The sequence below is a fragment of the Methylobacterium sp. A49B genome (assembly GCF_053346215.1).
In genome coordinates this window covers 211,612-232,781 of record NZ_JBKFBO010000100.1, presented here as the reverse complement: position 1 = coordinate 232,781, position 21,170 = coordinate 211,612, and the positions used below count along the sequence as shown (strand labels likewise).

General features: G+C 71.8%; 19 protein-coding genes. 14 read left to right on the top strand and 5 right to left on the bottom strand.

The features are described from left to right. The first annotated feature begins 329 nt into the window (after positions 1-329). Complete coding sequence (gene scpA / locus ACLBX9_RS17855) at positions 330-2,495, top strand: methylmalonyl-CoA mutase (RefSeq protein ID WP_447719889.1); 2,166 nt, start codon at positions 330-332, stop codon at positions 2,493-2,495. Between the two features lie 199 nt (positions 2,496-2,694). Here the strand turns inward: scpA and ACLBX9_RS17850 are convergent, their stop codons facing one another. Continuing rightward, a complete protein-coding gene (locus ACLBX9_RS17850) occupies positions 2,695-3,816 on the bottom strand; it encodes an alpha/beta hydrolase (protein WP_447719888.1) in 1,122 nt (373 codons plus the stop codon). 217 nt (positions 3,817-4,033) lie between these two features. Between ACLBX9_RS17850 and ACLBX9_RS17845 the strand changes: the two genes are divergently transcribed. Then, positions 4,034-5,668, top strand: a complete 1,635-nt coding sequence (locus ACLBX9_RS17845) for an alpha-D-glucose phosphate-specific phosphoglucomutase (protein WP_447719887.1) — start codon at positions 4,034-4,036, stop codon at positions 5,666-5,668. Positions 5,669-5,828: 160 nt separating this feature from the next. Here ACLBX9_RS17845 and ACLBX9_RS17840 read toward each other — a convergent pair whose 3' ends face one another. Continuing rightward, positions 5,829-6,335, bottom strand: coding sequence for a GNAT family N-acetyltransferase (locus ACLBX9_RS17840; protein ID WP_447719886.1), 507 nt, complete (start codon positions 6,333-6,335; stop codon positions 5,829-5,831). A gap of 192 nt (positions 6,336-6,527) precedes the next feature. On the opposite strand from ACLBX9_RS17840, the gene rpsD reads away from it, so the two are divergent. Then, positions 6,528-7,145 carry a 30S ribosomal protein S4 gene (gene rpsD, locus ACLBX9_RS17835; RefSeq protein ID WP_010686187.1) on the top strand — a complete coding sequence of 206 codons (618 nt, stop codon included), beginning with the start codon at positions 6,528-6,530 and terminating at the stop codon, positions 7,143-7,145. Positions 7,146-7,286: 141 nt separating this feature from the next. Here the strand turns inward: rpsD and ACLBX9_RS17830 are convergent, their stop codons facing one another. Then, positions 7,287-7,589 carry a hypothetical protein gene (locus tag ACLBX9_RS17830; RefSeq protein ID WP_010686188.1) on the bottom strand — a complete coding sequence of 101 codons (303 nt, stop codon included), beginning with the start codon at positions 7,587-7,589 and terminating at the stop codon, positions 7,287-7,289. Between the two features lie 102 nt (positions 7,590-7,691). On the opposite strand from ACLBX9_RS17830, the gene ACLBX9_RS17825 reads away from it, so the two are divergent. The 5 genes from ACLBX9_RS17825 to ACLBX9_RS17805 all read left to right on the top strand — a co-directional run bounded on the left by ACLBX9_RS17825 (position 7,692) and on the right by ACLBX9_RS17805 (position 11,466). After that, entirely contained in the window at positions 7,692-8,078 is a 387-nt protein-coding gene (locus ACLBX9_RS17825; protein WP_447719885.1) for a DUF2293 domain-containing protein, read from the top strand. A gap of 83 nt (positions 8,079-8,161) precedes the next feature. Then, positions 8,162-8,371: a TOBE domain-containing protein gene (locus ACLBX9_RS17820; RefSeq protein WP_010686190.1), complete on the top strand. Its 210-nt coding sequence runs from the start codon at positions 8,162-8,164 to the stop codon at positions 8,369-8,371. A 181-nt stretch (positions 8,372-8,552) separates the two neighbouring features. Beyond that, entirely contained in the window at positions 8,553-9,617 is a 1,065-nt protein-coding gene (tsaD, locus tag ACLBX9_RS17815; protein WP_010686191.1) for a tRNA (adenosine(37)-N6)-threonylcarbamoyltransferase complex transferase subunit TsaD, read from the top strand. Next, positions 9,614-10,471, top strand: coding sequence for a GNAT family N-acetyltransferase (locus ACLBX9_RS17810; protein WP_447719884.1), 858 nt, complete (start codon positions 9,614-9,616; stop codon positions 10,469-10,471). Before tsaD ends, ACLBX9_RS17810 begins: the two co-directional genes overlap by 4 nt. Further along, entirely contained in the window at positions 10,468-11,466 is a 999-nt protein-coding gene (locus tag ACLBX9_RS17805; protein WP_010686193.1) for an NAD(P)H-dependent glycerol-3-phosphate dehydrogenase, read from the top strand. Before ACLBX9_RS17810 ends, ACLBX9_RS17805 begins: the two co-directional genes overlap by 4 nt. Before the next feature lie 72 nt (positions 11,467-11,538). Here the strand turns inward: ACLBX9_RS17805 and ACLBX9_RS17800 are convergent, their stop codons facing one another. Further along, entirely contained in the window at positions 11,539-13,917 is a 2,379-nt protein-coding gene (locus tag ACLBX9_RS17800) for an EAL domain-containing protein (RefSeq protein ID WP_447719883.1), read from the bottom strand. Between the two features lie 250 nt (positions 13,918-14,167). Here ACLBX9_RS17800 and ACLBX9_RS17795 point away from each other — a divergent pair, with 250 nt between their 5' ends. Then, on the top strand, positions 14,168-14,584 hold the full coding sequence (locus ACLBX9_RS17795; protein ID WP_447719882.1) for an EVE domain-containing protein: 417 nt from the start codon (positions 14,168-14,170) through the stop codon (positions 14,582-14,584). 77 nt (positions 14,585-14,661) lie between these two features. Here ACLBX9_RS17795 and ACLBX9_RS17790 read toward each other — a convergent pair whose 3' ends face one another. Then, entirely contained in the window at positions 14,662-16,194 is a 1,533-nt protein-coding gene (locus tag ACLBX9_RS17790) for a sensor histidine kinase (RefSeq protein WP_447719881.1), read from the bottom strand. A 276-nt stretch (positions 16,195-16,470) separates the two neighbouring features. Between ACLBX9_RS17790 and ACLBX9_RS17785 the strand changes: the two genes are divergently transcribed. From ACLBX9_RS17785 to ACLBX9_RS17765, 5 genes are all read left to right on the top strand, one after another. Further along, the gene (locus tag ACLBX9_RS17785; protein WP_010686197.1) at positions 16,471-16,926 is read left to right on the top strand and encodes a (2Fe-2S)-binding protein; all 456 of its coding nucleotides are present in this window, start codon (positions 16,471-16,473) and stop codon (positions 16,924-16,926) included. A 61-nt stretch (positions 16,927-16,987) separates the two neighbouring features. Continuing rightward, the gene (locus tag ACLBX9_RS17780) at positions 16,988-19,183 is read left to right on the top strand and encodes a molybdopterin cofactor-binding domain-containing protein (RefSeq protein WP_447719880.1); all 2,196 of its coding nucleotides are present in this window, start codon (positions 16,988-16,990) and stop codon (positions 19,181-19,183) included. A 137-nt stretch (positions 19,184-19,320) separates the two neighbouring features. Further along, positions 19,321-20,040 carry a uracil-DNA glycosylase family protein gene (locus ACLBX9_RS17775; protein ID WP_447719879.1) on the top strand — a complete coding sequence of 240 codons (720 nt, stop codon included), beginning with the start codon at positions 19,321-19,323 and terminating at the stop codon, positions 20,038-20,040. Continuing rightward, complete coding sequence (gene pyrF / locus ACLBX9_RS17770) at positions 20,037-20,729, top strand: orotidine-5'-phosphate decarboxylase (RefSeq protein WP_447719878.1); 693 nt, start codon at positions 20,037-20,039, stop codon at positions 20,727-20,729. The genes ACLBX9_RS17775 and pyrF overlap by 4 nt, the downstream gene beginning before the upstream one ends. A 76-nt stretch (positions 20,730-20,805) precedes the next feature. Continuing rightward, positions 20,806-21,150, top strand: a complete 345-nt coding sequence (locus tag ACLBX9_RS17765) for a DUF1330 domain-containing protein (protein ID WP_447719877.1) — start codon at positions 20,806-20,808, stop codon at positions 21,148-21,150. Positions 21,151-21,170 lie beyond the last annotated feature (20 nt).

Sequence of the window (21,170 nt, the reverse complement as noted above, 5' to 3'; positions counted from 1 at the left end):
GATGGGGACCTGATGTCCCCGGCTCATGTGTTGAACCGCGCTGGCGGTGTCATAGGGACACCGGCGCGGTCACCGCGTTCACAGGGTGCGAGCACCCATTGGAATGTCGCGAAGGCCGGGCGCATACTACGAGCCCGCCGGGATGGCAAGCCGAGCGGCGCAAATTCGTCGGCGCCGCGTGGGCCCGGCGAACCGGTTGCGAGCCACGGTTCGCCTTGGTCTCGCCGCGGGTCGGGGGGGGCGGCCGGGTAGCCTTGACCACAGGGGGAGTAGCCCGCTCCAAGCGTGTCTCTATAATGGCGTGACAAACGCCACAACGAGTCACCGCCATGACCTCCCGCATCCCGAACTTCGCCGAAATCCCGCTCGCCGGCGAATCGCTCGCGGTTGCGGCACCGGCGCTGTCCGAGCCTTGGATGACGCCGGAGGGAATCCCGGTGAAGGGCCATTACGGCCCGGCGGATCGGGAGGGCATCGAGTTCCTCGACACCTATCCGGGCATCGCGCCGTTCCTGCGCGGTCCCTACCCGACCATGTACGTCACCCAGCCCTGGACGATCCGGCAATATGCCGGCTTCTCCACCGCCGAGGATTCGAACGCGTTCTACCGCCGCAACCTCGCGGCCGGACAGAAGGGCCTGTCGGTGGCCTTCGACCTCGCCACCCACCGCGGCTACGACTCCGACCACCCCCGCGTCTCGGGTGACGTCGGCATGGCGGGCGTGGCGATCGATTCGATCTACGACATGCGCACGCTCTTCTCGGGGATTCCCCTGGACGAGATGACCGTGTCGATGACGATGAACGGCGCGGTTCTGCCGATCCTCGCCCTCTACATCGTCGCCGCCGAGGAGCAGGGCGTGCCGTCGCAGAAGCTCGCCGGCACCATTCAGAACGATATTCTTAAAGAATTCATGGTCCGCAACACGTACATCTATCCCCCCAAGGGATCGATGCGGATCATTTCCGATATTTTCGCGTATACCTCGAAAAATATGCCGAAGTTCAATTCGATCTCGATCTCCGGCTACCACATGCAGGAGGCGGGCGCGACGAACGACCTGGAGCTCGCCTACACGCTCGCCGACGGCGTCGAGTACATCAAGGCGGGCCTCGCGGCCGGGCTGACCATCGACCAGTTCGCCCCGCGCCTGTCGTTCTTCTGGGCGATCTCGACCAACTTCTTCATGGAGATCGCCAAGATGCGGGCCGCGCGCCTGATCTGGGCGAAGCTGGTCAAGAGTTTCGATCCGAAATCCGAAAAATCGCTGGCCCTGCGCACGCACTCGCAGACGTCGGGCTGGTCGCTCACCGCCCAGGACGTGTTCAACAACGTCACCCGCACCAACATCGAGGCGATGGCGGCGACGCAGGGGGGCACCCAGTCGCTCCACACCAACGCGCTCGACGAGGCGCTGGCGCTGCCCACCGACTTCTCGGCCCGGATCGCCCGCAACACGCAGCTGTTCCTGCAGCAGGAGAGCGGCACCACCCGGATCGTCGATCCGTGGGGGGGCTCCTACTACGTCGAGAAGCTGACCGCCGACATGGTCGCCCGGGCCTGGGAGCACATCCGCGAGGTCGACGGGCTCGGCGGCATGGCCAAGGCGATCGAGGCCGGCATCCCGAAGCTGCGGATCGAGGAGGCCGCCGCCCGGGCCCAGGCGCGGATCGATTCCGGCCGCCAGACCATCGTGGGCGTGAACAAGTTCCGGTCCGACGACGAGATGGCGATCGAACTGCTGCGGGTCGATAACGGCAACGTCCGCCGGCTGCAGATCGACAAGCTCAAGCGCCTGCGCGCCGAGCGCGACGAGGCCGCGGTGACGGCCCGGCTGGAGGCGCTCACCAAGGCCGCCGAGGGCACCGGGAACCTGCTGGAGCTCGCCGTCGAGGCGGCCCGCGCCAAGGCGACGGTGGGCGAGATTTCCGAGGCCCTGGAGAAGGCCTGGGGCCGGCATCGCGCCGAGATCCGCTCGATCTCCGGCGTCTACAAGCGCGAGGTGGGGGGCATGTCGCCTGTGGTCGAGGAAGTCCGGGCGCTGGTCGAGGCGTTCGAGGAGAACGACGGTCGCCGGCCGCGCATCCTGGTCGCCAAGATGGGCCAGGACGGGCACGACCGCGGCCAGAAGGTGATCGCCTCGGCCTTCGCCGATCTCGGCTTCGACGTGGATATCGGGCCGCTCTTCGCCACGCCGGCGGAGGCCGCCCGGCAGGCGGTGGAGAACGACGTGCACATCGTCGGCGTCTCGTCGCTGGCGGCCGGCCACCTGACGCTGGTGCCGGAGCTGAAGGCGGCGCTCACCGAACAGGGCCGCGACGACGTGATGATCGCCATCGGCGGCGTCATCCCGCCGGGCGACTACGAGGCGCTCACGGCGGCCGGCGCGGCGGCGATCTTCCCGCCGGGCACCGTGATCGCCGAGGCGGCCGCCAAGCTGATCCGCGCGCTGAACGACCGTCTGGGTTACGGGGCGCGGCAGGCGGCGGAGTAGGGAAAGCTTCCCGAGGCGGCCGGACCGGCCGCCTCGCCCCATGCCCACCCTGGCCCTCATCCTGAGGTGCCGGAGCGAAGCGGAGGCCTCGAAGGAGGCCTCCAGGGATCGCGGCGCGGTCCGGAAGGCTCCTTTAGGGCGGCTTCGCCGCACCTCGGGATGAGGGCGCGGGTCCGACGTCCGTGCCCGAGGACTCCGCTCAGTTCAGCGCCTGCGGATCCGCCTCCGTGAGGAAGGCCCCGACCTCGTGGAGGAACTGCATGCGGTTCTTCTCCATCATCACCGTGTGGGTGCCCTCGCCCAGCTCGACGAAGCGCTTGTAGGGCGCGTGCGTGAGCTTGGTGAAGTACTCCTGCGCCTGGTAGCTCGGCAGGTCAGCGTCCCATTCGGCGTGGATGATCAGCACCGGCACGCGGATCTCGCCGGGGTCGTAGAGCGGCTTGCCGGCCGCCCAGTAGGCGTCCTTGTCGGCGACCGTGCCGTTCGGCGCGCGCAGGACCGGCGGCGACCGCTTCGCCCCGGCCGCGTCGGTCGCGAAGGTCGCGTCGGCCCACTGGTCGAACCAGCCCGCCGGGATCAGGTCGGCCTGCTTGTCCTCGGGCACGCCGGTCAGCCAGCGGGCCCGGGCGCTGTCCCGGTTGACGGTGCGATAGGCCCCCACCTTGCCGCCACCGCCGATCAGCCCCGGGGTGCGCGCGAGCCATTGCGGCGCGTAGAGGACGAGGCGGTTGACGCTGTCGTTGTGGGTGCTGGTGTAGAGCCCCATGGTGGAGGTTCCCCACGACCAGCCCATGAGGTCGATCTTCTCGACGCCGCGCCGCTTCCGGATGAAGTCGACGACCTGCCCGACCACCTTGGCGGCGTCGGGCGTGCGCATGAGGGGCGGGTTGTCGTCCGGCGGCGCGTCCATGGCGGCCGGGCGCCCGGACAGGCCGTAGCCCGGCAGGTCCACGCAGTAGACGTCGAAGCCGAGGCCCGCGAGGTAATCCATGGCCGACATCCCGCCGAGCGGCAGGTCGAAGGCCGTGGAGGACGGGTAGGTGGAGCCGTGCACGTAGAGCAGGATCCGGTCGCCCGGGAACCGGTCGATCCCGGCGGGGCGCTTGTTGCGGACGTAGATCTCGACCCCCGGCTCGCTCCAGGGCAGGCGGAACTCCTCCATCGTCAGCCGGCTCGACGGCGCTGCCGCCGGGGCCGGGCTCGCCGCGACCGCGGCTCCCGCGGCGAGGGCTCCGATCACGTGGCGACGGGCCAAGCCCCCGGTCGGGCCCTTGCCCTCCCGCGCCCCGTTCGGATCGGTCTGCGCGCGTCTGTCCGCCATGGTTTCCTCCGGCCCGCCTTGCGTGGCGGCTCCGGCCATTCAATCGACGGGTCCCGGCCGGCGCAACGCTCGGCGGCACGGGCGGCCGGACAGCCGGCGCATTCCGTCGCCCGATGCGGCCAAACCGGGTGAAAAACGTCCGTCCCTGTCGCCGGGGCTGGTGACGCCGCGCCTCCGGACGGGCATGGAGGCGGGAGATCCCGGGAGACGCCCGCCCATGACGACTCCGAAGACCGTCGCGACCGCCGCCTTCTCCGACCAGAAGCCGGGCACCTCCGGCCTGCGCAAGAAGGTGCCGGTGTTCCGGCAGCCGAACTACGTCGAGAACTTCGTCCAGGCGATCTTCGACACCCTGCCCGACAAGGACGGGGCAACCCTGGTGCTGGGCGGTGACGGACGCTTCCTGAACCGCGAGGTGGTGCAGAAGACGCTGCGCCTCGCCGCCGGCAACGGGTTCGGACGGGTTCTGGTCGGGCGCGGCGGCCTGCTCTCGACGCCCGCCGCCTCCTGCGTGATCCGGAAATCCAAGGCGCTCGGCGGCATCATTCTCTCGGCGAGTCACAACCCGGGCGGGCCGGAGGGTGATTTCGGCATCAAGTTCAACGCCGCCAACGGTGGGCCGGCACCCGAATCCCTCACCGACGCGATCTTCGCGCGGGCCAGGGCCCTGACCGAGTACCGCCTCGTGGAGGCCCCGGACCTCGACCTCGACACCCTGGGCGAGACCCGCCTCGGCGCCATGACGGTCACGGTCATCGACCCGGTGGCCGACTACGCCGAGCTGATGCGCACGCTCATCGACTTCGACGCGGTGTCGCGCCTGTTCGCCTCCGGCTTCCGCATGCGCTTCGACGCCATGAGCGCGGTGACCGGACCCTACGCGACCGCCATCCTCGAAGGGATGCTCGGCGCCCCCGCGGGCACGGTGGTCAACGCCGAGCCGAAGGAGGATTTCGGCGGCCACCACCCGGACCCGAACCCCGTCCACTGCCACGACCTGTTCGACCTGATGCAGGGGCCCGACGCCCCGGATTTCGGCGCCGCCTCCGACGGCGACGGCGACCGCAACATGATCGTGGCGCCGGGCCTGTTCGTGACGCCGAGCGACAGCCTCGCGCTCCTCGCCGCCCATGCCCACCGGGCGCCGGGCTACGCGGGCGGGCTCGCGGGTGTCGCCCGCTCCATGCCGACGAGCCGCGCCGCCGACCGGGTCGCGGCCGCCCTCGGCATTGAGGCCTACGAGACGCCCACCGGCTGGAAGTTCTTCGGAAACCTCCTCGACGCGGGACTCATCACCCTGTGCGGCGAGGAGAGCGCCGGCACCGGCTCGAACCACGTGCGGGAGAAGGATGGGCTCTGGGCGGTGTTGCTGTGGCTCAACATCCTGGCGGCCACGGGCGAGCGCGCCGACGCGCTGGTGCGGGCGCATTGGCGCGCCTACGGGCGCGACTACTACGCCCGCCACGATTACGAGGAGGTCGACTCGGACGCCGCCAACGGCCTGATGGACGCGTTGCGCGAGAAGCTCGCCGGGCTTCCGGGCACGCGGATCGGCGACCTCACGGTGTCGACGGCGGACGAGTTCGCCTACCGGGATCCGGTGGACGGCTCGCTGACCGAGCGCCAGGGCATCCGGATCAACTTCGCCGAGGATGCACGGGCGGTGTTCCGGCTCTCGGGCACCGGCACCGCCGGGGCGACGCTGCGGGTCTACCTGGAGCGCTACGAGAACGCGCCGGACCGGCTCGACCTGCCCGTGGCCGAGGTCCTGGCCCCGGTGGCGGTCGCGGCCGGCGCGATCGCCGAGATCGCGCCCCGCACCGGCCGGGCCGAGCCGAGCGTGGTGACCTGAGGGGAGCGGGGGAGACCGGGTCTTCCGCCTGCGCCGGATGAACACGCCGCCTTTGCGAGCGCAGCGAAGCAATCCAGCGGCGCCACGCTCCGCGGCGGCGCGCCACCCGGGGTCGCTACGCTGCGCTCGCGATGACGGGGGGGGGGGGCGGATCGATGGGTCAGGCCGGCCGGCGCTCCGCCATGTCGGTCGCGAGATCCTTCACCATGTGCACGGTGACGTCGTCGTCCCGGATCCGGCCGGGTCCGGCGTAGCGTTCCTCCCGCTCCACCCGGTAGCCGAGCGATCCGTAGAGCCGCAGGTTCGCCGTGTACGCTCTGTGAGTGTAGAGCCGCAGCCGATCGAGCCCCGCCTCGGCCGCGATCGCCTCGGCCTGCCCCAACAGCCGGGTGCCGAAGCCCCGGCCCTGGAAGGCCGGATGCACCGCGACGTTGACGACCAGCAGATGGGCGGCCTCGAACTTCGTCTCGATCAGGCCGGCGAGATCCGGGCCGGCGATGAGCAGGTCGAAGCGGTCCTCCAACACCGCCTGCGCGTAATCCGCCTGCATGGGGATCGGCAGGCGACCGATCACCGGGATCCACTTGGTGTAGGCCGCCGCGACCAACTCCTGGATCGCTTTCGCGTCCGAGGGCTCACCGCGTCGGACCGCCACGGATTCGTCCATCTGACCTCTCACGGTTGACCACGGCGCCCCCGTCCCCTAAGACGCAGCCCGTCGATGGGGCTCCGCACGGGGCCCCGTCGCGTTTTCACGCGCACCCGTGGGCGGGATCTTCCCGCCCTGTCGTCCCGGACCGCGAAGGGCCGGGAAAAGGAGGGCGCGTTCCTCATTCTCGTCACGAGAGGACGCGAGAGTATGTCGAAGCGGATTCAGGCGAAGCACAAGCTCGACCGCCGCATGGGCCAGAACATCTGGGGCCGCCCGAAGAGCCCCGTCAACCGCCGCGAGTACGGCCCCGGCCAGCACGGCCAGCGCCGCAAGGGCAAGATGAGCGACTTCGGCACGCAGCTGCGCGCCAAGCAGAAGCTCAAGGGCTACTACGGCAACATCACCGAGAAGCAGTTCCGCCGCTACTACGCCGAGGCGATCCGCCTGCGCGGCGATTCCGGCGAGAACCTCGTCGGCCTGCTTGAGCGCCGCCTCGACGCCGTGGTCTACCGGGCGAAGTTCGTCGCGACCCCGTTCGCCGCGCGCCAGTTCGTCAATCACGGCCACGTCAAGGTGAACGGCGTCCGCGTCAACATCCCGAGCTACCAGGTGAAGGCCGGCGACCTGATCGAGGTCAAGGAGTCGTCCCGCCAGCTCGAGATCGTCATCGTGGCGACCCAGCTCTCCGAGCGCGACGTGCCGGACTACATCGAGGCCGACCACGCCAAGATGACCGCCCGCGTCACCCGCATCCCCAGCCTGTCCGAGGTACCCTATCCGGTGCAGATGGAGCCGAACCTCGTCATCGAGTTCTACTCACGCTGAGCCTGCGTCGATCTCCGGCGACCATGGAGGGGCTGCCCACCCGGGCGGCCCCTTCGCGTTTCCGGAACTGCATCCCGGACGGGGATCGCCCGCGTCGGCGACGATGCGGGACGATGCCGGGACAAGGGGCTGAATGAGGCCTCAGCAGCCGTGGCAGATCGAGCCCATCGTGTTGCGCATCTTGCTGTCCCAGGCCTTCGAGCGGGCCTCGGCGGCCTTCTGAGCCTTGATCATCTCCGCCTCGTTGATGGGGCGGGGCGGGAGTGCCGCGGCGCTGCCGGGCGGCTTGGTCTGGCCGGTGGGGGTGACGCGGCGGCCGCCGACAATGGGACCGGTCGGCGCCGGGGCCGCGGCGGCGCCCGGATTCGGGGCCGGGCCCTGGGCCAGCGCCGGCGGCGCCCCGAGCAGAAGGCTCAGTACAACCGCGTGACGAAGAACTGCCATGGACCTGCTCTCCCCGGCGAAGGACCGGATGCCCGTCCCGCCTCAACCGGTCGCGACCCTAGCCGATCCGCGCGTTGAAATCATGGCCTCGGGAGGCTCGCGATGAAGGAACCGTCTCCGCCCGGGAACCGCCGCGAGGCCGTGATCGCGGCCCTGCTCCGGCTCGCGCCGCGTCTGCCGGACTTCGAGGCCGAGGCCACCCTCGACCGGGCTCTGGCGAGCCCGGGCCTGCGCCGGGCCGCCCCGGAGACTGCCGCCCGCCTCGCCCTCGTAACCTACGCCCGCCACGTCTTCACCGACTACGACGACCTCCTCGCCGACGGATACGACCGGGACAGCGCCCGGCACTTCGTCCTCGACGACCTCAACGCCGCGCTGGCGGCCTGGGGCGCCGCGCCGGTCCCCGAAGATGTCCCCGAAAATGCCTCCGAAGATGTCCCCGAAGACGAGGCGGACGAGGCCGGTAACCCGGCGGACGACCCGCACTGAAATGGTCGCGCGGCTCCCCGCCATGCTGTAGGAGACCGGCCCGAGGCCGCCTCCGCGGCATACGACAACCGGCAGCAAAGACCATGAAGATCAGCGCGCGCAACGTCCTCAAGGGCACCGTGGTCTCGGTGGAGAAGGGGGCGACCACCTCCCACGTCAAGATCGAGATCAGCCCCGGCCAAGTGGTCACCGCCTCGATCACCAACGCGGCCGTCGAGTCCCTCAAGCTCGTCGCGGGCGGACCGGCCTACGCGGTGATCAAGGCCTCCGACGTGATGGTGGCGGTGGATTGAGGCGGCCGGGATCAGGCCTGGGCCTGGCGGGGGTGGATCTGCGATACGTCCCCTCCCCATTTCTCAGATCCTGAGGTGCGGATGGGACGGGCGGCCTTACGGGCCGTCGCGAGAGTCGGAAGCCGCTTTCGCGCCGCGGTCGGCCGCGGATAGAATGTGGTCCGGACAAGGAGTTCCGCGCGTGCAGAAGACCGTGCTCGGCATCGAGACCACCTGCGACGAGACCGCCGCCGCGGTGGTGTCGGTCGACGCGGAGGGCGTCGGGCAGATTCGCGCCAACGAGGTGCTGAGCCAGATCGCCGAGCACGCGGCCTATGGCGGCGTCGTGCCGGAGATCGCCGCCCGCGCCCATGTCGAGGTGCTGGACCGGCTCATCGCCCGCGCCCTCGACAGGGCCGGGATCGGCTTCCCGGATCTCGACGGCATCGCGGTGGCGGCCGGGCCCGGGCTGATCGGCGGCGTGCTGGTCGGCCTCGTCACCGCCAAGACCCTGGCGCTCGTGACCCGCAAGCCCCTGCTGGCCGTCAACCACCTGGAGGCCCACGCCCTCACCGCGCGGCTGACCGACGGGATCGCCTTCCCCTACCTGCTGCTGCTGGTCTCGGGCGGCCACACGCAGCTGGTGGCGGTGCGCGGTGTCGGCGACTACGTCCGGCTCGGCTCCACCATCGACGACGCGATCGGCGAGGCCTTCGACAAGGCCGCCAAGCTCCTCGGCCTCGGCTATCCGGGCGGCCCCGAGGTCGAGCGCATGGCCGAGGCCGGCGATCCCGAGCGCTTCGCCCTGCCCCGCCCGATGCTGGGCCGGCGCGAGGCCGACTTCTCCCTCTCGGGTCTCAAGACCGCCCTGCGCATCGAGGCCGAGCGGATCGCGCCGCTGGCCGAGCGCGACGTCGCCGACCTCTGCGCGAGCTTCCAGGCCGCGGTGGTCGACGTGGTGGTGGACCGCGCCCGGGTCGCCCTGCGGGCCTTCTCGGACGCGGCCGGACGGCCGACCGCCCTGGTGGCGGCCGGCGGCGTGGCGGCCAACGGCGCCGTCCGCCGGGCGCTGGCTGCCCTGGCGGGCGAGGCCGGCCTGAGCTTCGTCGCCCCGCCCCTGCCCCTCTGCGGCGACAACGGCGCGATGATCGCCTGGGCCGGGCTGGAGCGCCTGCGCCTCGGGCTGGTGGACGACCTCACCGCCCCCGCGCGGCCCCGCTGGCCGCTCTCGGCCGATCCGGCCCCGGCGGCGATCCCGATCGGATGACCGAGGCGGCGCGCCGCGCGCACTGGCGGGACTTGGTGGAGCGGCGCCTGCCGGAGGCCGCCCGTCCGGGCTGGCCTGTGCACCTCGACCACTGCTTCGCCCGCATCCTCCTGGACAATGCCTGCGGCGGACCCTGGCGCGACCACGTCCGACCGCCTGCCCACGCCACCCTGCCCCTGGACCAGCTGGAGGTGGCGATCGCCCTCGGCGAGGCCGTGCTCGCCGGCCACGCGGATCTCGTCCTCCTGAACCGCCGCTCGCTGGCGTGGCGCTGCAAGATCGCCGTCGCCCCGGTGCCCGCCGCCCTCCGGGACGGCGACCTGATCCTGCGCCGCTGGCGGCCGGACGATGCGGCGCCGTTCGCCGCGCTCAACGCCGATCCGGCGGTGATGGCGCACTTTCCCCGCCCCCGGACGGAGGCCGAGAGCGCCGCCGAGGCCGGCCAGTTCGACCGGCGCTTCGTGGCCGACGGATTCGGCCCCTGGGCCCTGGAGCACGAGGGCCGGTTCATCGGCTTCGCCGGCGCGATGCGGATCCTGCGCGCCCTGCCCTTTCCGGGCGGGGACCGGCCCGGGACCACGGTGGAGCTGGCCTGGCGCCTGGCGCGGAACGCCTGGGGTCGGGGCTACGCCACGCGCGCGGTGGGGCTCACCCTCGCCGACCTCGCCGACCGCTGCGGGATCCGCGCCGTCGTGGCCTTCACGGCGGCGGGCAACATCCGCTCCCGGGCCGTGATGGAACGCCTCGGCATGGCGCCCTCCGGAAGCTTTCCGCATCCGGCGGTGCCGGAGGGGCCGCTGCGCGACCACGTGCTCTACCGGCTCGACGGGGCGGACAAAGAGGAAGCGGCATGAGCGCGGAAACCGCGATCAACGTGGTGGGCGGCGGCGCCTGGGGGACGGCGCTGGCCAATGCCGCCGCCGGGGCCGGCCATCCCGTGACGCTGTGGCTGCGCGACGCGCAGGCCGCCGCCGCCCTCCAGGCGGGCCGCGAGAATCCCCGCTACCTGCCGGGCGTGCCGCTCCATCCGGGCATCCGCGCGACGGCGGACGCGGACACACTCGCCGGCGCCCGGGCGACCCTGCTGGTCGTGCCCGCCCAGACCGTGCGCGGCGTGCTGGAGGCCCTGCGCGATCCCCTGGCCACGGCCGGGCCGGTGATCCTCTGCGCCAAAGGCATCGAGCGCGGCAGCGACAGCTTCATGAGCGCCGTGGCGGCGGAGATCCTGCCGCCGAGGACGCCGGTGGCGGTCCTGTCCGGCCCGAGCTTCGCGGCCGACGTCGCCCGCGGCCTGCCCACCGCCGTGACCCTGGCGGCCGCCGATCCCGGCCTCGCCGCGTCCCTGAGCGGGCTGCTGTCGGGGCCGAGCTTCCGGCTCTACCACACCGACGACGTGCGCGGCGTCGAGATCGGCGGCGCCGGCAAGAACGTGCTGGCCATCGCCTGCGGGATTGTGGCGGGGCGCGGCCTCGGCGAGAGCGCCCGGGCGGCGCTGATCGCCCGGGCTTTCGCCGAGCTGATGCGCTTCGCCCGCGCCTTCGGGGGCCGGGCGGAGACGCTGATGGGTCTCTCGGGGCTCGGCGACCTCGTGCTCACCGCCTCCTCGCCGCAATCGCGCAACTTCGCCTTCGGCCAGCGCCTCGGGGCCGGCGCGAGCCCTGAGGCGGCCGCGGGCGGCAAGCTCGCCGAGGGCGCGTTCACGGCCGCGGCGCTGGCCGGGCTGGCAGCGGCGAAGGGCGTCGAGATGCCGGTGGCGGAAGCCGTCGCGGCGATCGTGGCGGGGACGGCCGGCGTGGACGACGTGGTCGCGGGCCTGCTGGCCCGGCCGCTGCGCGGGGAGACCGACTGAGCCCGCGCCCGGGAAGGGCCACGAACCTGCCGGGCCCCGGGGCCGAGGCGGCCGGCCCCGGCGCGATGAGCCTCACGCCACCGAGGCCACCCGCTCCTCTGCGGCACCGTGGGTGTGATCGGCGAACTGCGCGATCGGCGCGGGCCGGCCCAGCAGGTAACCCTGCGCGAGGGTGCAGTGCTCCCGCGCCAGGAACGACAGCTCGTCGGCCGTCTCCACACCCTCCGCCACCACGGCGAGCCCGAGGCCCCGCCCCAGGCCCAGGACGGAGCGCACGATGGCGGCGCCCTGCGGGTTGCTGTGGACCGCCTTGATGAACGAGCCGTCGATCTTGATCCGGTCGAACGGGAAGGAGCGCAGGTTCGACAGCGAGGAGTAGCCGGTGCCGAAATCGTCCATGGCGATCCGCACGCCGAGCGCCTTGAGCTGGCGCAGGGTGAGCAGCGCCCTGGCCGGATCCCGGATCAGGGCCGTCTCGGTGATCTCGATCTCCAGGCGCTCAGCCTTCAGGCCCGTCTCGAACAGGATGCCGTGGACGAACTGCACGAAGTGCGGGTTGTGGAGCTGAACCGCCGAGACGTTGACGGCGATCGCCAGCGGCTGCGGCCATCCGGCGGCCGTCCGGCACGCCTCCCGCAGCACCCAGGCGCCGATCTCGAGGATCGCCCCGGTCTCCTCGGCGATCGGCACGAACAGGGCCGGCGAGACGCTGCCGCGTGCCGGGTGACCCCAGCGCAGCAGCGCCTCGAAGCCCGTCACCGCGCCGGTCTCGATCTGGGACTGCGGCTGGTAGACGAGTTCCAGCTCCCCGCGGGCCACCGCGTGACGCAGGTCGTGCTCCAGCATGCGCCTGTCGCGGATCTGCGCGCCCATGCTGGCGTCGTAGCGGCGGCAGGTGCCGCGGCCCTCGGCCTTGGCCCGGTACAGGGCGGCGTCGGCGTAGCTGAGGAGCGCGCGCTGGTCCTGGGCGTCGTCGGGGTAGACCGCGACGCCGATGCTGGTGGCGATCACCGGGCCGGAGGCCGCCGGCACCGCCGCCAGGGTCGCCAGGATCCGTTCGGCCAGCCGCTCGGCCGACCCGTCCGCGCATCCCGGCCCCTGCGGCGTGAGGATGGCGAACTCGTCGCCGCCCAGCCGCGCCATCAGCTGGTTGCCGTCGAGCAGGCCGCCGACCCGGAGAGCGAGGTCGCGCAGCATCGCGTCTCCGGCCGCGTGGCCGTACAGATCGTTGACCTCCTTGAACCGGTCGAGGTCGAGGCACAGCACCGCGAGCTTCGTGCCCTGGACGTCGGCGGCGCGCGTCTCGCGTTCCAGGCGAGCGTGAAAGCTGGTGCGGTTGGCGAGTCCCGTGAGCGCGTCGTGGTGGGCGAGATAGTGGATCTCGCTCTCGGCCCGGCGCCGCGCGCGCAGGTCGCGCACCGCGACGGCGTGGTGCGGCTGGCGCCCGTACTCGGCCACCGGGCGCATGATCACCTCGACCGGGATGGTGGCGCCCCCCGCCTGGACCAGCTCGGATTCCACCGGCTGATCGGCCGTCCCTGTGCCGGCGGCGAAACCCGGCAGGAACGCGGCAAGGCTCGCCCCGGCCAGGGCATTCGCCTCGGCGCCCGCGAGGCGGGCGAAGGCCTCGTTGGCGCTGACGATCTGGCCGGCGCGGCACACGACGAGCCCTTCCACGGCCGCGTTAGCGAGGCTGAGCAGGCGCTCGCGCTCGATCTCGGCGCGCTTGCGCTCGCGCAGGTCGAGCAGCAGGGCGGCCCCGGCGGTGAGCAGGATCAGGCAGCTCGCCAGCGCCACGGCGGCCGCGAGCCACTCGGTCCGGATCGCGCTCTCCGGGATCGCGACGGCCGGGTCGGGCACGAGGGTCACCGCGCCCATGCCGGTGAAGTGGTGGCCGCAGATCGCCAGGATCAGCAGCGCCGCACCCAGGCATCGGCCCCGTGCGGTGCGCGCCGACAGGCCGACCAGCAGGGATGCGCCTCCAAGCGAGGCGCCGATCACCACCGAGGCGGCCACCAGCGCCGGGTTCCAGATGAGGTGCCCGGGGACCTGGTAAGCCGCCATGCCGGTGTAGTGCATGGCGGCGATGCCGCCGCCCGCCACCGCGCCCCCGAGCGCAGCCCGGACGTTTCCCCCGGTCGTGGCCAGGGCGAAGCCGAGGCCGGTGATCGCGACCGCGTCCGCGTAGGACAGGAGGGTCAGGCCGATTCCGTAACCCGAGGGCAGGTGCGGCTCGAAGGCGAGCATCGCCAGGAAGTGCGTCGCCCAGATGCCGGAGCCACCCGCCGCCGCCGCGACCGCGAGCCAGGTGAAGCGGCTGCGCCCGCCAGCCCGGCCAGCATGGGTCAGCAGCGCCATGGCGGTGGTGCTGGCCAGCGTGCAGACCAGCGCCGCCAGCGCTACCAGCCACAAGTTGTGTTCCCCGACGAAGCAACCGAGAACGGTCAGCATGTGGACGTCGTACTTCTACTCTGAGGTGTAGTTACAAGATTTTCGCAGATAGGATTTAATATTCATACAACGACCCGGTCTTGACCTTGCCGAATAGGGTTGTGGTCGCATCCTGATCGCTGGACGCCCGAGAAAGAGCCTGGGCGACGGGTCTGCGCGGAGCCCGGCGGCGGTGGTCTGTCCGTCGGGGATGAAGCTGCGCTATGGCGGGATGTGCCGCCGGGATCGGGCGGTTCCGGGAATCTCAGCGATGGCGTACTGGCTGTTCAAATCCGAGCCCGCGACTTGGTCGTGGGATCAGCAGGTCGCGGCCGGGGAGACCGGGACCTTCTGGAACGGCGTGCGCAACCACCTCGCCAAGCAGCAGCTGATGGCCATGCAGGTCGGCGAGCGGGGCTTCTTCTACCACTCGAACGAGGGCAAGGCGGTGGTCGGGATCGTCGAGGTGATCCGGCCCTACTATCCCGACCACACCGACGAGACCGGCCGCTTCGGCATGGTCGACGTGCGGGCGGTCCGGGCGCTTCCCCGGCCGGTGACGCTCGACGCGATCAAGGTCGATCCGGCACTGGCCGCCATGGTGCTGGTGAACAACTCCCGCCTGTCGGTGCAGCCTGTGACTGAGGCGGAGTGGGCGCGGGTCTGCGCGCTCGGAGGGGTGGGCTGAAGCGGTCTGCGCCGCGATCGCTCCGACACGCTTCGTCTCTGCTGCGCGGCGCTCGCAGAGACGTCAGATCCCCTGGCTCACGCTGCCCGATTGAGCGAGCCCACGGACGGCAGCATCTCCTCGGCGACGTCGACGGCCGGCAGCGTGTCCATCACCCGGGTCGCTGGCAGCGTCACCACCACCTCGGTGCCCTCCCGGGGCTTCGAGGTCAGCTTGAACCGTCCGCCGTGCAGCTCGATCAGTCCCTTGACGATCGGGAGGCCCAAGCCCGACCCCTGCTCGGCGGTCTTGATCGCCAGGGAGCCGCGGCCGAACGACGACAGGACGGTGCCGAGTTCGTCCTCCGGGATGCCGGGCCCGCTGTCCTTGACCGAGACGTACTGCCCGCCCGAGGCGGTCCAGCCGACCTTCAGCCAGATCTCGCCCCCCGGTGGGGTGAACTTCACGGCGTTCGACAGGAGGTTGAGCACGATCTGGCGCAAAGCCCGCTCGTCCGCCCAGAGGCGCGGGAGGGAATCGTCGACGAGGTCGTGGAAAGTCTGGTTCTTCGCCTTGGCGCGCAGCCCCATCATGTGGCGGCACTCCTCCACCACGTGGGCGAGCTGGACCGCCTCCTCGTTGAGTTCGTAGCGCCCCGCCTCGATGCGCGAGAGGTCGAGAATCTCGTTGATGAGGTTGAGGAGATGCAGCCCGCTGTCGTGGATGTCGTTCGAGTACTCGCGATAGGAGGGCGCCGCGTGGGCGCCGAACACCTCGTTCTTCATCACCTCCGAGAAGCCCAGGATGGCGTTGAGCGGCGTGCGCAGCTCGTGGCTCATGGTCGCGAGGAAGCGGGACTTGGCGAGGTTCGCCTCCTCGGCCCGGCGGCGGGCCTCGTCGGAATTCGCCTTGGCCTGCTCCAGCTCGCCGAACATCGCGTCCTTCTCGGCGCGGGAGCGTAGGGCGCCCACCGTCGAGGCGTAGAGATGGCGGGACAGGCCGAGGAAGAAGAGCTGCGCGCCGCCGGCCATCACGACGAGCATCAGCCCGTTCATCTCCCCCGAGAAGGCGGAGAGCGAGACCGTGGCGAGCGCCAGGGGGACCAGGGCGGCGACGGCCGCCAGCGGCACCGTCGCGGCCAGCATGGTGGTGACCGCGGAGGCGATGACGAGGCCGAACAGCGCGAAGGTCCAGCCCCCGGTGGCGCCGAGGCCGATCATCGCCGACCACGACAGGCTCTGCAGCACCTCGCCGATCAGAAAACGGCGGCGCCAGTGGGCCAGAGGACTCGTCGCCGGGTCGGCGCGCAGGAAACGGCGGCTCAACGTGGTGTTGAGCGAGATCATCAGGACGACACCCAGGGCCCAGGCCGCCGCCACCGCCGGGGCGATCCACACGGTCGCCGCCGCGGCGAGCACGGCCGCGAACAGCACCAGCGGGATGCCCGCCCCGGCCCGGTACTGGGCGTAGTGGCGCAGCAATTCATAGTCGAAGGCCCGTTCCAGGCCGGTCTGAGAGGTCAGCTTCTCGCGGGCCGAGCGGATCTCGCGGGCAACCCCGAGGCGGCGCGCCGCCTCCTCCGTCGAGGGGCCGCGACCGCGCTGAACCATCTCGACGGTGAGATCGGACATCGCGTCTTGAAACTCGAAACTGGTGTCGGCTCGGAATCGCTCCGTGAGGATGCGGCGGATGTGTTAAGAAGGGGCTGCCGGTATCGTTCGGATCTTACGCAACCGGCCTGTCGCGAGGCTGTCTTCAGGTTGCGCGCGGACCAGGTCGACGTGCGGTGCCGCACATCGCGCCGGCCGGGGTGAACGCTACGGTCGTGGCGACCGCGGTGCCCGATCGAGGCCGCGCATCGGGCTCCGGTGGGTCCGGACGCACGCGTCGAGGAAGGGCCGCCGACCATGCCGAAGCTCACCGTCAACGGAGTCGCGCACGAGATCGACGCCGACCCGGACATGCCCCTGCTCTGGGTGCTGCGCGACCGGCTCGACGCCACCGGCACCAAATATGGCTGCGGCATCGCCCAGTGCGGTGCCTGCACGGTCCACCTCGACGGCCAGCCGGTCCGCGCCTGCCAGACGAAGATCGGCGACGTCGGCACCGCGCAGGTGACCACCATCGAGGGCGTGTCGGGCCGGGTGGCTGAGGCGGTCCAGGCGGCGTGGCGCAAGCTCGACGTCGTTCAGTGCGGCTACTGCCAGTCCGGCCAGATCATGTCGGCGATCGGCCTGCTCTCGGGCAACGCCAAGCCGAGCGACGCCGACATCGACGGGGCCATGGACGGCAACATCTGCCGTTGCGGCACCTACCAGCGTATCCGCGCCGCGATTCACGAAGCCGCGCGCAGCCTCGCCTGATCCGTCCCGGCGCCCACCTTTCCCCGCCCGCCCCCGCGGTCCCGACCGGAGCCTCGCCGCCATGCTGAACGCCCGTCGACCGAACCCCCTCCCCGTCCGTCCCAGCCGCCGCGGCCTGCTCGCCGGCGCCGGCGCCCTCGTGGTCGCGTTCCGGTTCGATCCCAAGCCCGCCCGGGCGGCGTCGGGCCCGAACCTCGCCGACGTGAAGGCGCAGCCCAACGCCTTCGTGCGGATCGGTGCCGACGACACCGTCACGGTGGTGATCAAGCACCTCGACATGGGCCAGGGGAACACGACCGGGCTCGCCACGATCCTGGCCGACGAGCTCGGCGCCGACTGGGCTAAGGTCCGCACCGAGTTCGCGCCCGCCGACGCGGCGCTCTACAACAACACCTTGATGGGCCCGATCCAGGGCACCGGCGGCTCCACCGCGGTAGCCAATTCCTGGTTCCAGCTGCGCAAGGCGGGCGCGGCCGCCCGCGAGATGCTGATGGCCGAGGCCGCCTTCCGCTGGAAGGTGCCGGTCTCGGAGATCACCGTCGCGGATGGCGTCGTGCGCCACGCGCCCTCCGGCCGGCAGGCCCGGTTCGGGGAGCTGGCGGCCTCGGCGGCCTCCCTGCCGGTCCCGTCCGAGCCGCGGCTCAAGGACCCGAGCGAGTGGCGGCTGATTGGCCAGAAGATCCCGCGCCTCGACTCGGTCGCCAAGACCAACGGCACGGCGGTCTATTCCCTGGATATCCGCCGCCCGAACCAGGTCACTGCCGTGGTGGCCCGGGCGCCACGCTTCGGCGCCACCGTGACGTCGTTCGACGCCACCGCCGCCCGCAAGGTCGCGGGCGTCCTCGACGTGGTGCAGGTGCCGACCGGCGTGGCGGTGATCGCCCGGGACACCTGGGCGGCCATGAAGGGCCGCGAGGCGCTCACGGTCGCCTGGGACGACAGCACCGCCGAGACCCGCTCGTCCGACGCGATCCTCGCCGAGTACCGCGAGCGGGCCAAGGCTCCCGGCCTCACGGCGTCCGAGCGCGGCGACCCGCAGGCGGCGCTGAAGGGCGCCGCCAAGGTGATCGAGGCCGAGTTCACCTTCCCCTATCTCGCCCACGCGGCGATGGAGCCGCTCAACGCCACGATCGAGAAGGCGGCCGATGGCGGCTACGACGTCTACGCCGGCTTCCAGTTCCAGACCGTCGAGCAGGCCACCATGGCGGCGATCCTCGGGGTGACGCCCGACCGGGTGCGGCTGCACAGCAACTGGGCCGGCGGCTCCTTCGGCCGCCGGGCGACGCCGACCGCCGACTACCTCGCAGAGGCCGCGACCGTCCTGAAGGCGTCGGGCGAGAAGGCCCCCGTGCACCTCGTCTGGACCCGCGAGGACGACATGGCCGGCGGCTACTATCGCCCGACCGTGCTGCACAAGGTCCGCGCCGGGATCGACGGCAGGGGCGCGGTGGTCGGCTGGGACCACGTCATGGTCGGCAAGTCGATCATGATCGGCTCGCCCTTCGAGGCGATGATCGTCAAGAACGGCATCGACGCCACCACCGTGGAGGGCGCCTCCGACACGCCCTACGCGCTCCCGGCCTACCGGTTCGGCGTCCATAACGGCCGCGAGGGCGTGCCGGTCCTGTGGTGGCGCTCGGTGGGCCACACCCACACGGCCCACGTGATGGAGGTGATGATCGACGAGCTGGCCCATGCCGCCAACGTCGATCCGGTGGCCTACCGGCTGTCGCTCCTGACCCAGGCGCCGCGGCTCGCCGGCGTGCTCAAGCTCGCCGCCGAGAAGGCCGGCTGGAGCGCCAAGCCCCAGGATCAGGGGCGCGGCTTCGGGGTGGCGGTCCACGAATCCTTCGGCTCCTACGTCGCCATGGTGGCCGACGTGACCGCTCAGGAGGCGGCGGTCCGGGTGAACCGCATCGTCGCCGCGGTGGATGTCGGCGTGGCGGTCAACCCGGATGTGATCCGCGCGCAGGTCGAGGGCGCGGTGGGCTTCGCCCTGTCGGCGGTGCTCAGGAACCGCATCACCCTGAAGGACGGGCAGGTGCAGGAGCACAATTTCGACGCCTACGAGCCGACCCGGATGAGCGAGATGCCGACGGTCGAGGTGCACATCGTGCCGAGCCAGGTGGCGCCCACCGGGATCGGCGAGCCGGGCGTGCCGGTGCTGGGGCCGTCGATCGCCAACGCGGTCTTCGCCGCCACCGGCCGGCGCCTGCGCTCGCTGCCCCTCGACCTGTCGAGCGTGAAGGGCGCGTGAGGAATCGCACGTTCAAGCGTCCATCGGCGGCGTAAGACGGAGGGGCCTTCCCCCCAAGGCAAGAGACCCGACTGACGACGGCGCGGCGCGACACCGCGCCGTTTCTTTTTGGGGTCGTCCGATCCCATCTCAGGCGGATGCCCGCCTTCGACGACACCGCCGCGCGCTTGCGCGCCTGCCGCCTCTGCCGGGACACACCGCTCTACGGCCAGCCCCTTCCCCAGGAGCCCCGGCCCATCGTGCAGGGATCGGCCACGGCCCGGCTCTGCATCGCCAGCCAAGCCCCCGGCACCCGCGCGCATCGCACGGGGCAGCCCTTCACCGACCCGTCGGGGGTGCGCCTGCGATCCTGGCTCGGGCTCGACGAGGCGCGGTTCTACGACCCCAGCCGGGTCGCTATCGTGCCGATGGGCTCGTGCTTCCCGGGCCTCGACGCCAAGGGCGGCGACCGGCCGCCGCGGCGGGAATGCGCCGAGCGCTGGCGGGCGGAACTCTTCTCCGGCCTGCCGGACCTGGAACTGATCCTGGTGATCGGCCAGTACGCGCAAGGCTGGCATCTCGGACGGATGGAGGGCGGGCTCACCGGCACCGTGCGGCGCTGGCGGGAGATCCTGTCCGAGCCCCGCCGCCCCCGGGTCCTGCCCCTGCCTCACCCGTCCTGGCGCAACAACGGCTGGCTCAAGCGCGAGCCCTGGTTCGAGGCTGAGCTGCTGCCGGTGCTGCGGGACGCGGTGGCGCGGGTGATGGCGGGGTTAGACTTCCCCGGCGGGTCAGGGAGGGCGTCAACAGGATCCTCCCGCATTGACAGGCGTCGCCGGCCCGTGATCCGTGCCGCGACCCCGAAGGACCTCCGATGACCGAGATTCCCGATCCCCGCGACCGCCTGATCGTGGCCCTCGACCTGCCGAGCGTGCCGGCCGCCGAGGCGCTGATCGACCGGATCGGCGACGCCGCGACCTTCTACAAGATCGGCTACCAGCTCGGCTACGCGGGCGGCCTCGCGCTCGCCGAGCGGCTGGCGGCCCGCGGCCTCAAGGTCTTCCTCGACCTGAAGCTCCACGACATCGGCAACACCGTGGAGGCGGGCGTGCGCTCGGCGTCCGGCTCCGGCGCCACCTTCCTCACCGTCCACGCCTACCCGCAGACCATGCGGGCGGCGGTGCGCGGCCGGGGTGCGGGGCTCAAGATCCTCGCCGTGACGGTGCTCACCTCCTACGACGATGCCGACGCCGCGGAAGCCGGCTACGGCCTGCCGGTGGCGGATCTCGTCGCCAAGCGCGCCGCCCAGGCCGCCGAGATCGGCATCGACGGGCTGGTCTGTTCCGCCGCCGAGGCGGGCTCGGTCCGGCGTATCGTCGGCCCGGACCGGCTGATCGTCACCCCGGGAATCCGCCCGGCGGGCGCCGAGGCCGGCGATCAGAAGCGGGTCATGACGCCCGGCGACGCCCGCAGGGCCGGGATCGACCACGTGGTGGTCGGGCGCCCGATCACCGGCGCGGCGGACCCCCGCGCGGTGGCGCAGGCGATCGTGACGGACCTCGCCTGACATCTCGTCCAACGCCCGGCGGGATTGCCTTCGCGCGGATCGGATCCACTTCGCTCCGCAAGGCAGGAGGCGCAGCATGACCAAGGGCTACTGGATCGCGCGGGTCGATGTCCGCGACGCGGAGGCCTACAAGGATTACGTGGCGGCCAACGGCGCGGCCTTCGCGAAGTTCGGCGGGCGCTTCCTCGTGCGCGGGGGCGCCCACGAGGCGGTGATGGGCCCGGCCCGGTCCCGCAACGTGGTCATCGAGTTCCCGAGCTACGCCGACGCCCTCGCCTGCTGGAACTCCGACCTCTACCAGGCCGCCAAGGCCAAGCAGCGCGGCGGCGTCGAGGCCGAGATCCTGGTGATCGAGGGCTATGACGGCCCGCAGCCCGCCGCCTCCCAGCCGGCGCCGGAGGCCGGGCCGGCCTCCGAATAGGCGGCTCCGCCGCGCCCGGA

Coding starts and splice junctions, on each gene's coding strand:
- scpA (WP_447719889.1), top strand. CDS start 330: ATGACCTCCCGCATCCCGAACTTCGCCGAAATCCCGCTCGCCGGCGAA.
- ACLBX9_RS17810 (WP_447719884.1), top strand. CDS start 9,614: ATGACCGAGGCGGCGCGCCGCGCGCACTGGCGGGACTTGGTGGAGCGG.
- ACLBX9_RS17790 (WP_447719881.1), bottom strand. CDS start 16,194: ATGTCCGATCTCACCGTCGAGATGGTTCAGCGCGGTCGCGGCCCCTCG.
- ACLBX9_RS17765 (WP_447719877.1), top strand. CDS start 20,806: ATGACCAAGGGCTACTGGATCGCGCGGGTCGATGTCCGCGACGCGGAG.
- ACLBX9_RS17850 (WP_447719888.1), bottom strand. CDS start 3,816: ATGGCGGACAGACGCGCGCAGACCGATCCGAACGGGGCGCGGGAGGGC.
- ACLBX9_RS17845 (WP_447719887.1), top strand. CDS start 4,034: ATGACGACTCCGAAGACCGTCGCGACCGCCGCCTTCTCCGACCAGAAG.
- pyrF (WP_447719878.1), top strand. CDS start 20,037: ATGACCGAGATTCCCGATCCCCGCGACCGCCTGATCGTGGCCCTCGAC.
- ACLBX9_RS17830 (WP_010686188.1), bottom strand. CDS start 7,589: ATGGCAGTTCTTCGTCACGCGGTTGTACTGAGCCTTCTGCTCGGGGCG.
- ACLBX9_RS17795 (WP_447719882.1), top strand. CDS start 14,168: ATGGCGTACTGGCTGTTCAAATCCGAGCCCGCGACTTGGTCGTGGGAT.
- ACLBX9_RS17825 (WP_447719885.1), top strand. CDS start 7,692: ATGAAGGAACCGTCTCCGCCCGGGAACCGCCGCGAGGCCGTGATCGCG.
- ACLBX9_RS17820 (WP_010686190.1), top strand. CDS start 8,162: ATGAAGATCAGCGCGCGCAACGTCCTCAAGGGCACCGTGGTCTCGGTG.
- ACLBX9_RS17785 (WP_010686197.1), top strand. CDS start 16,471: ATGCCGAAGCTCACCGTCAACGGAGTCGCGCACGAGATCGACGCCGAC.
- ACLBX9_RS17800 (WP_447719883.1), bottom strand. CDS start 13,917: ATGCTGACCGTTCTCGGTTGCTTCGTCGGGGAACACAACTTGTGGCTG.
- ACLBX9_RS17805 (WP_010686193.1), top strand. CDS start 10,468: ATGAGCGCGGAAACCGCGATCAACGTGGTGGGCGGCGGCGCCTGGGGG.
- ACLBX9_RS17840 (WP_447719886.1), bottom strand. CDS start 6,335: ATGGACGAATCCGTGGCGGTCCGACGCGGTGAGCCCTCGGACGCGAAA.
- ACLBX9_RS17775 (WP_447719879.1), top strand. CDS start 19,321: ATGCCCGCCTTCGACGACACCGCCGCGCGCTTGCGCGCCTGCCGCCTC.
- ACLBX9_RS17780 (WP_447719880.1), top strand. CDS start 16,988: ATGCTGAACGCCCGTCGACCGAACCCCCTCCCCGTCCGTCCCAGCCGC.
- rpsD (WP_010686187.1), top strand. CDS start 6,528: ATGTCGAAGCGGATTCAGGCGAAGCACAAGCTCGACCGCCGCATGGGC.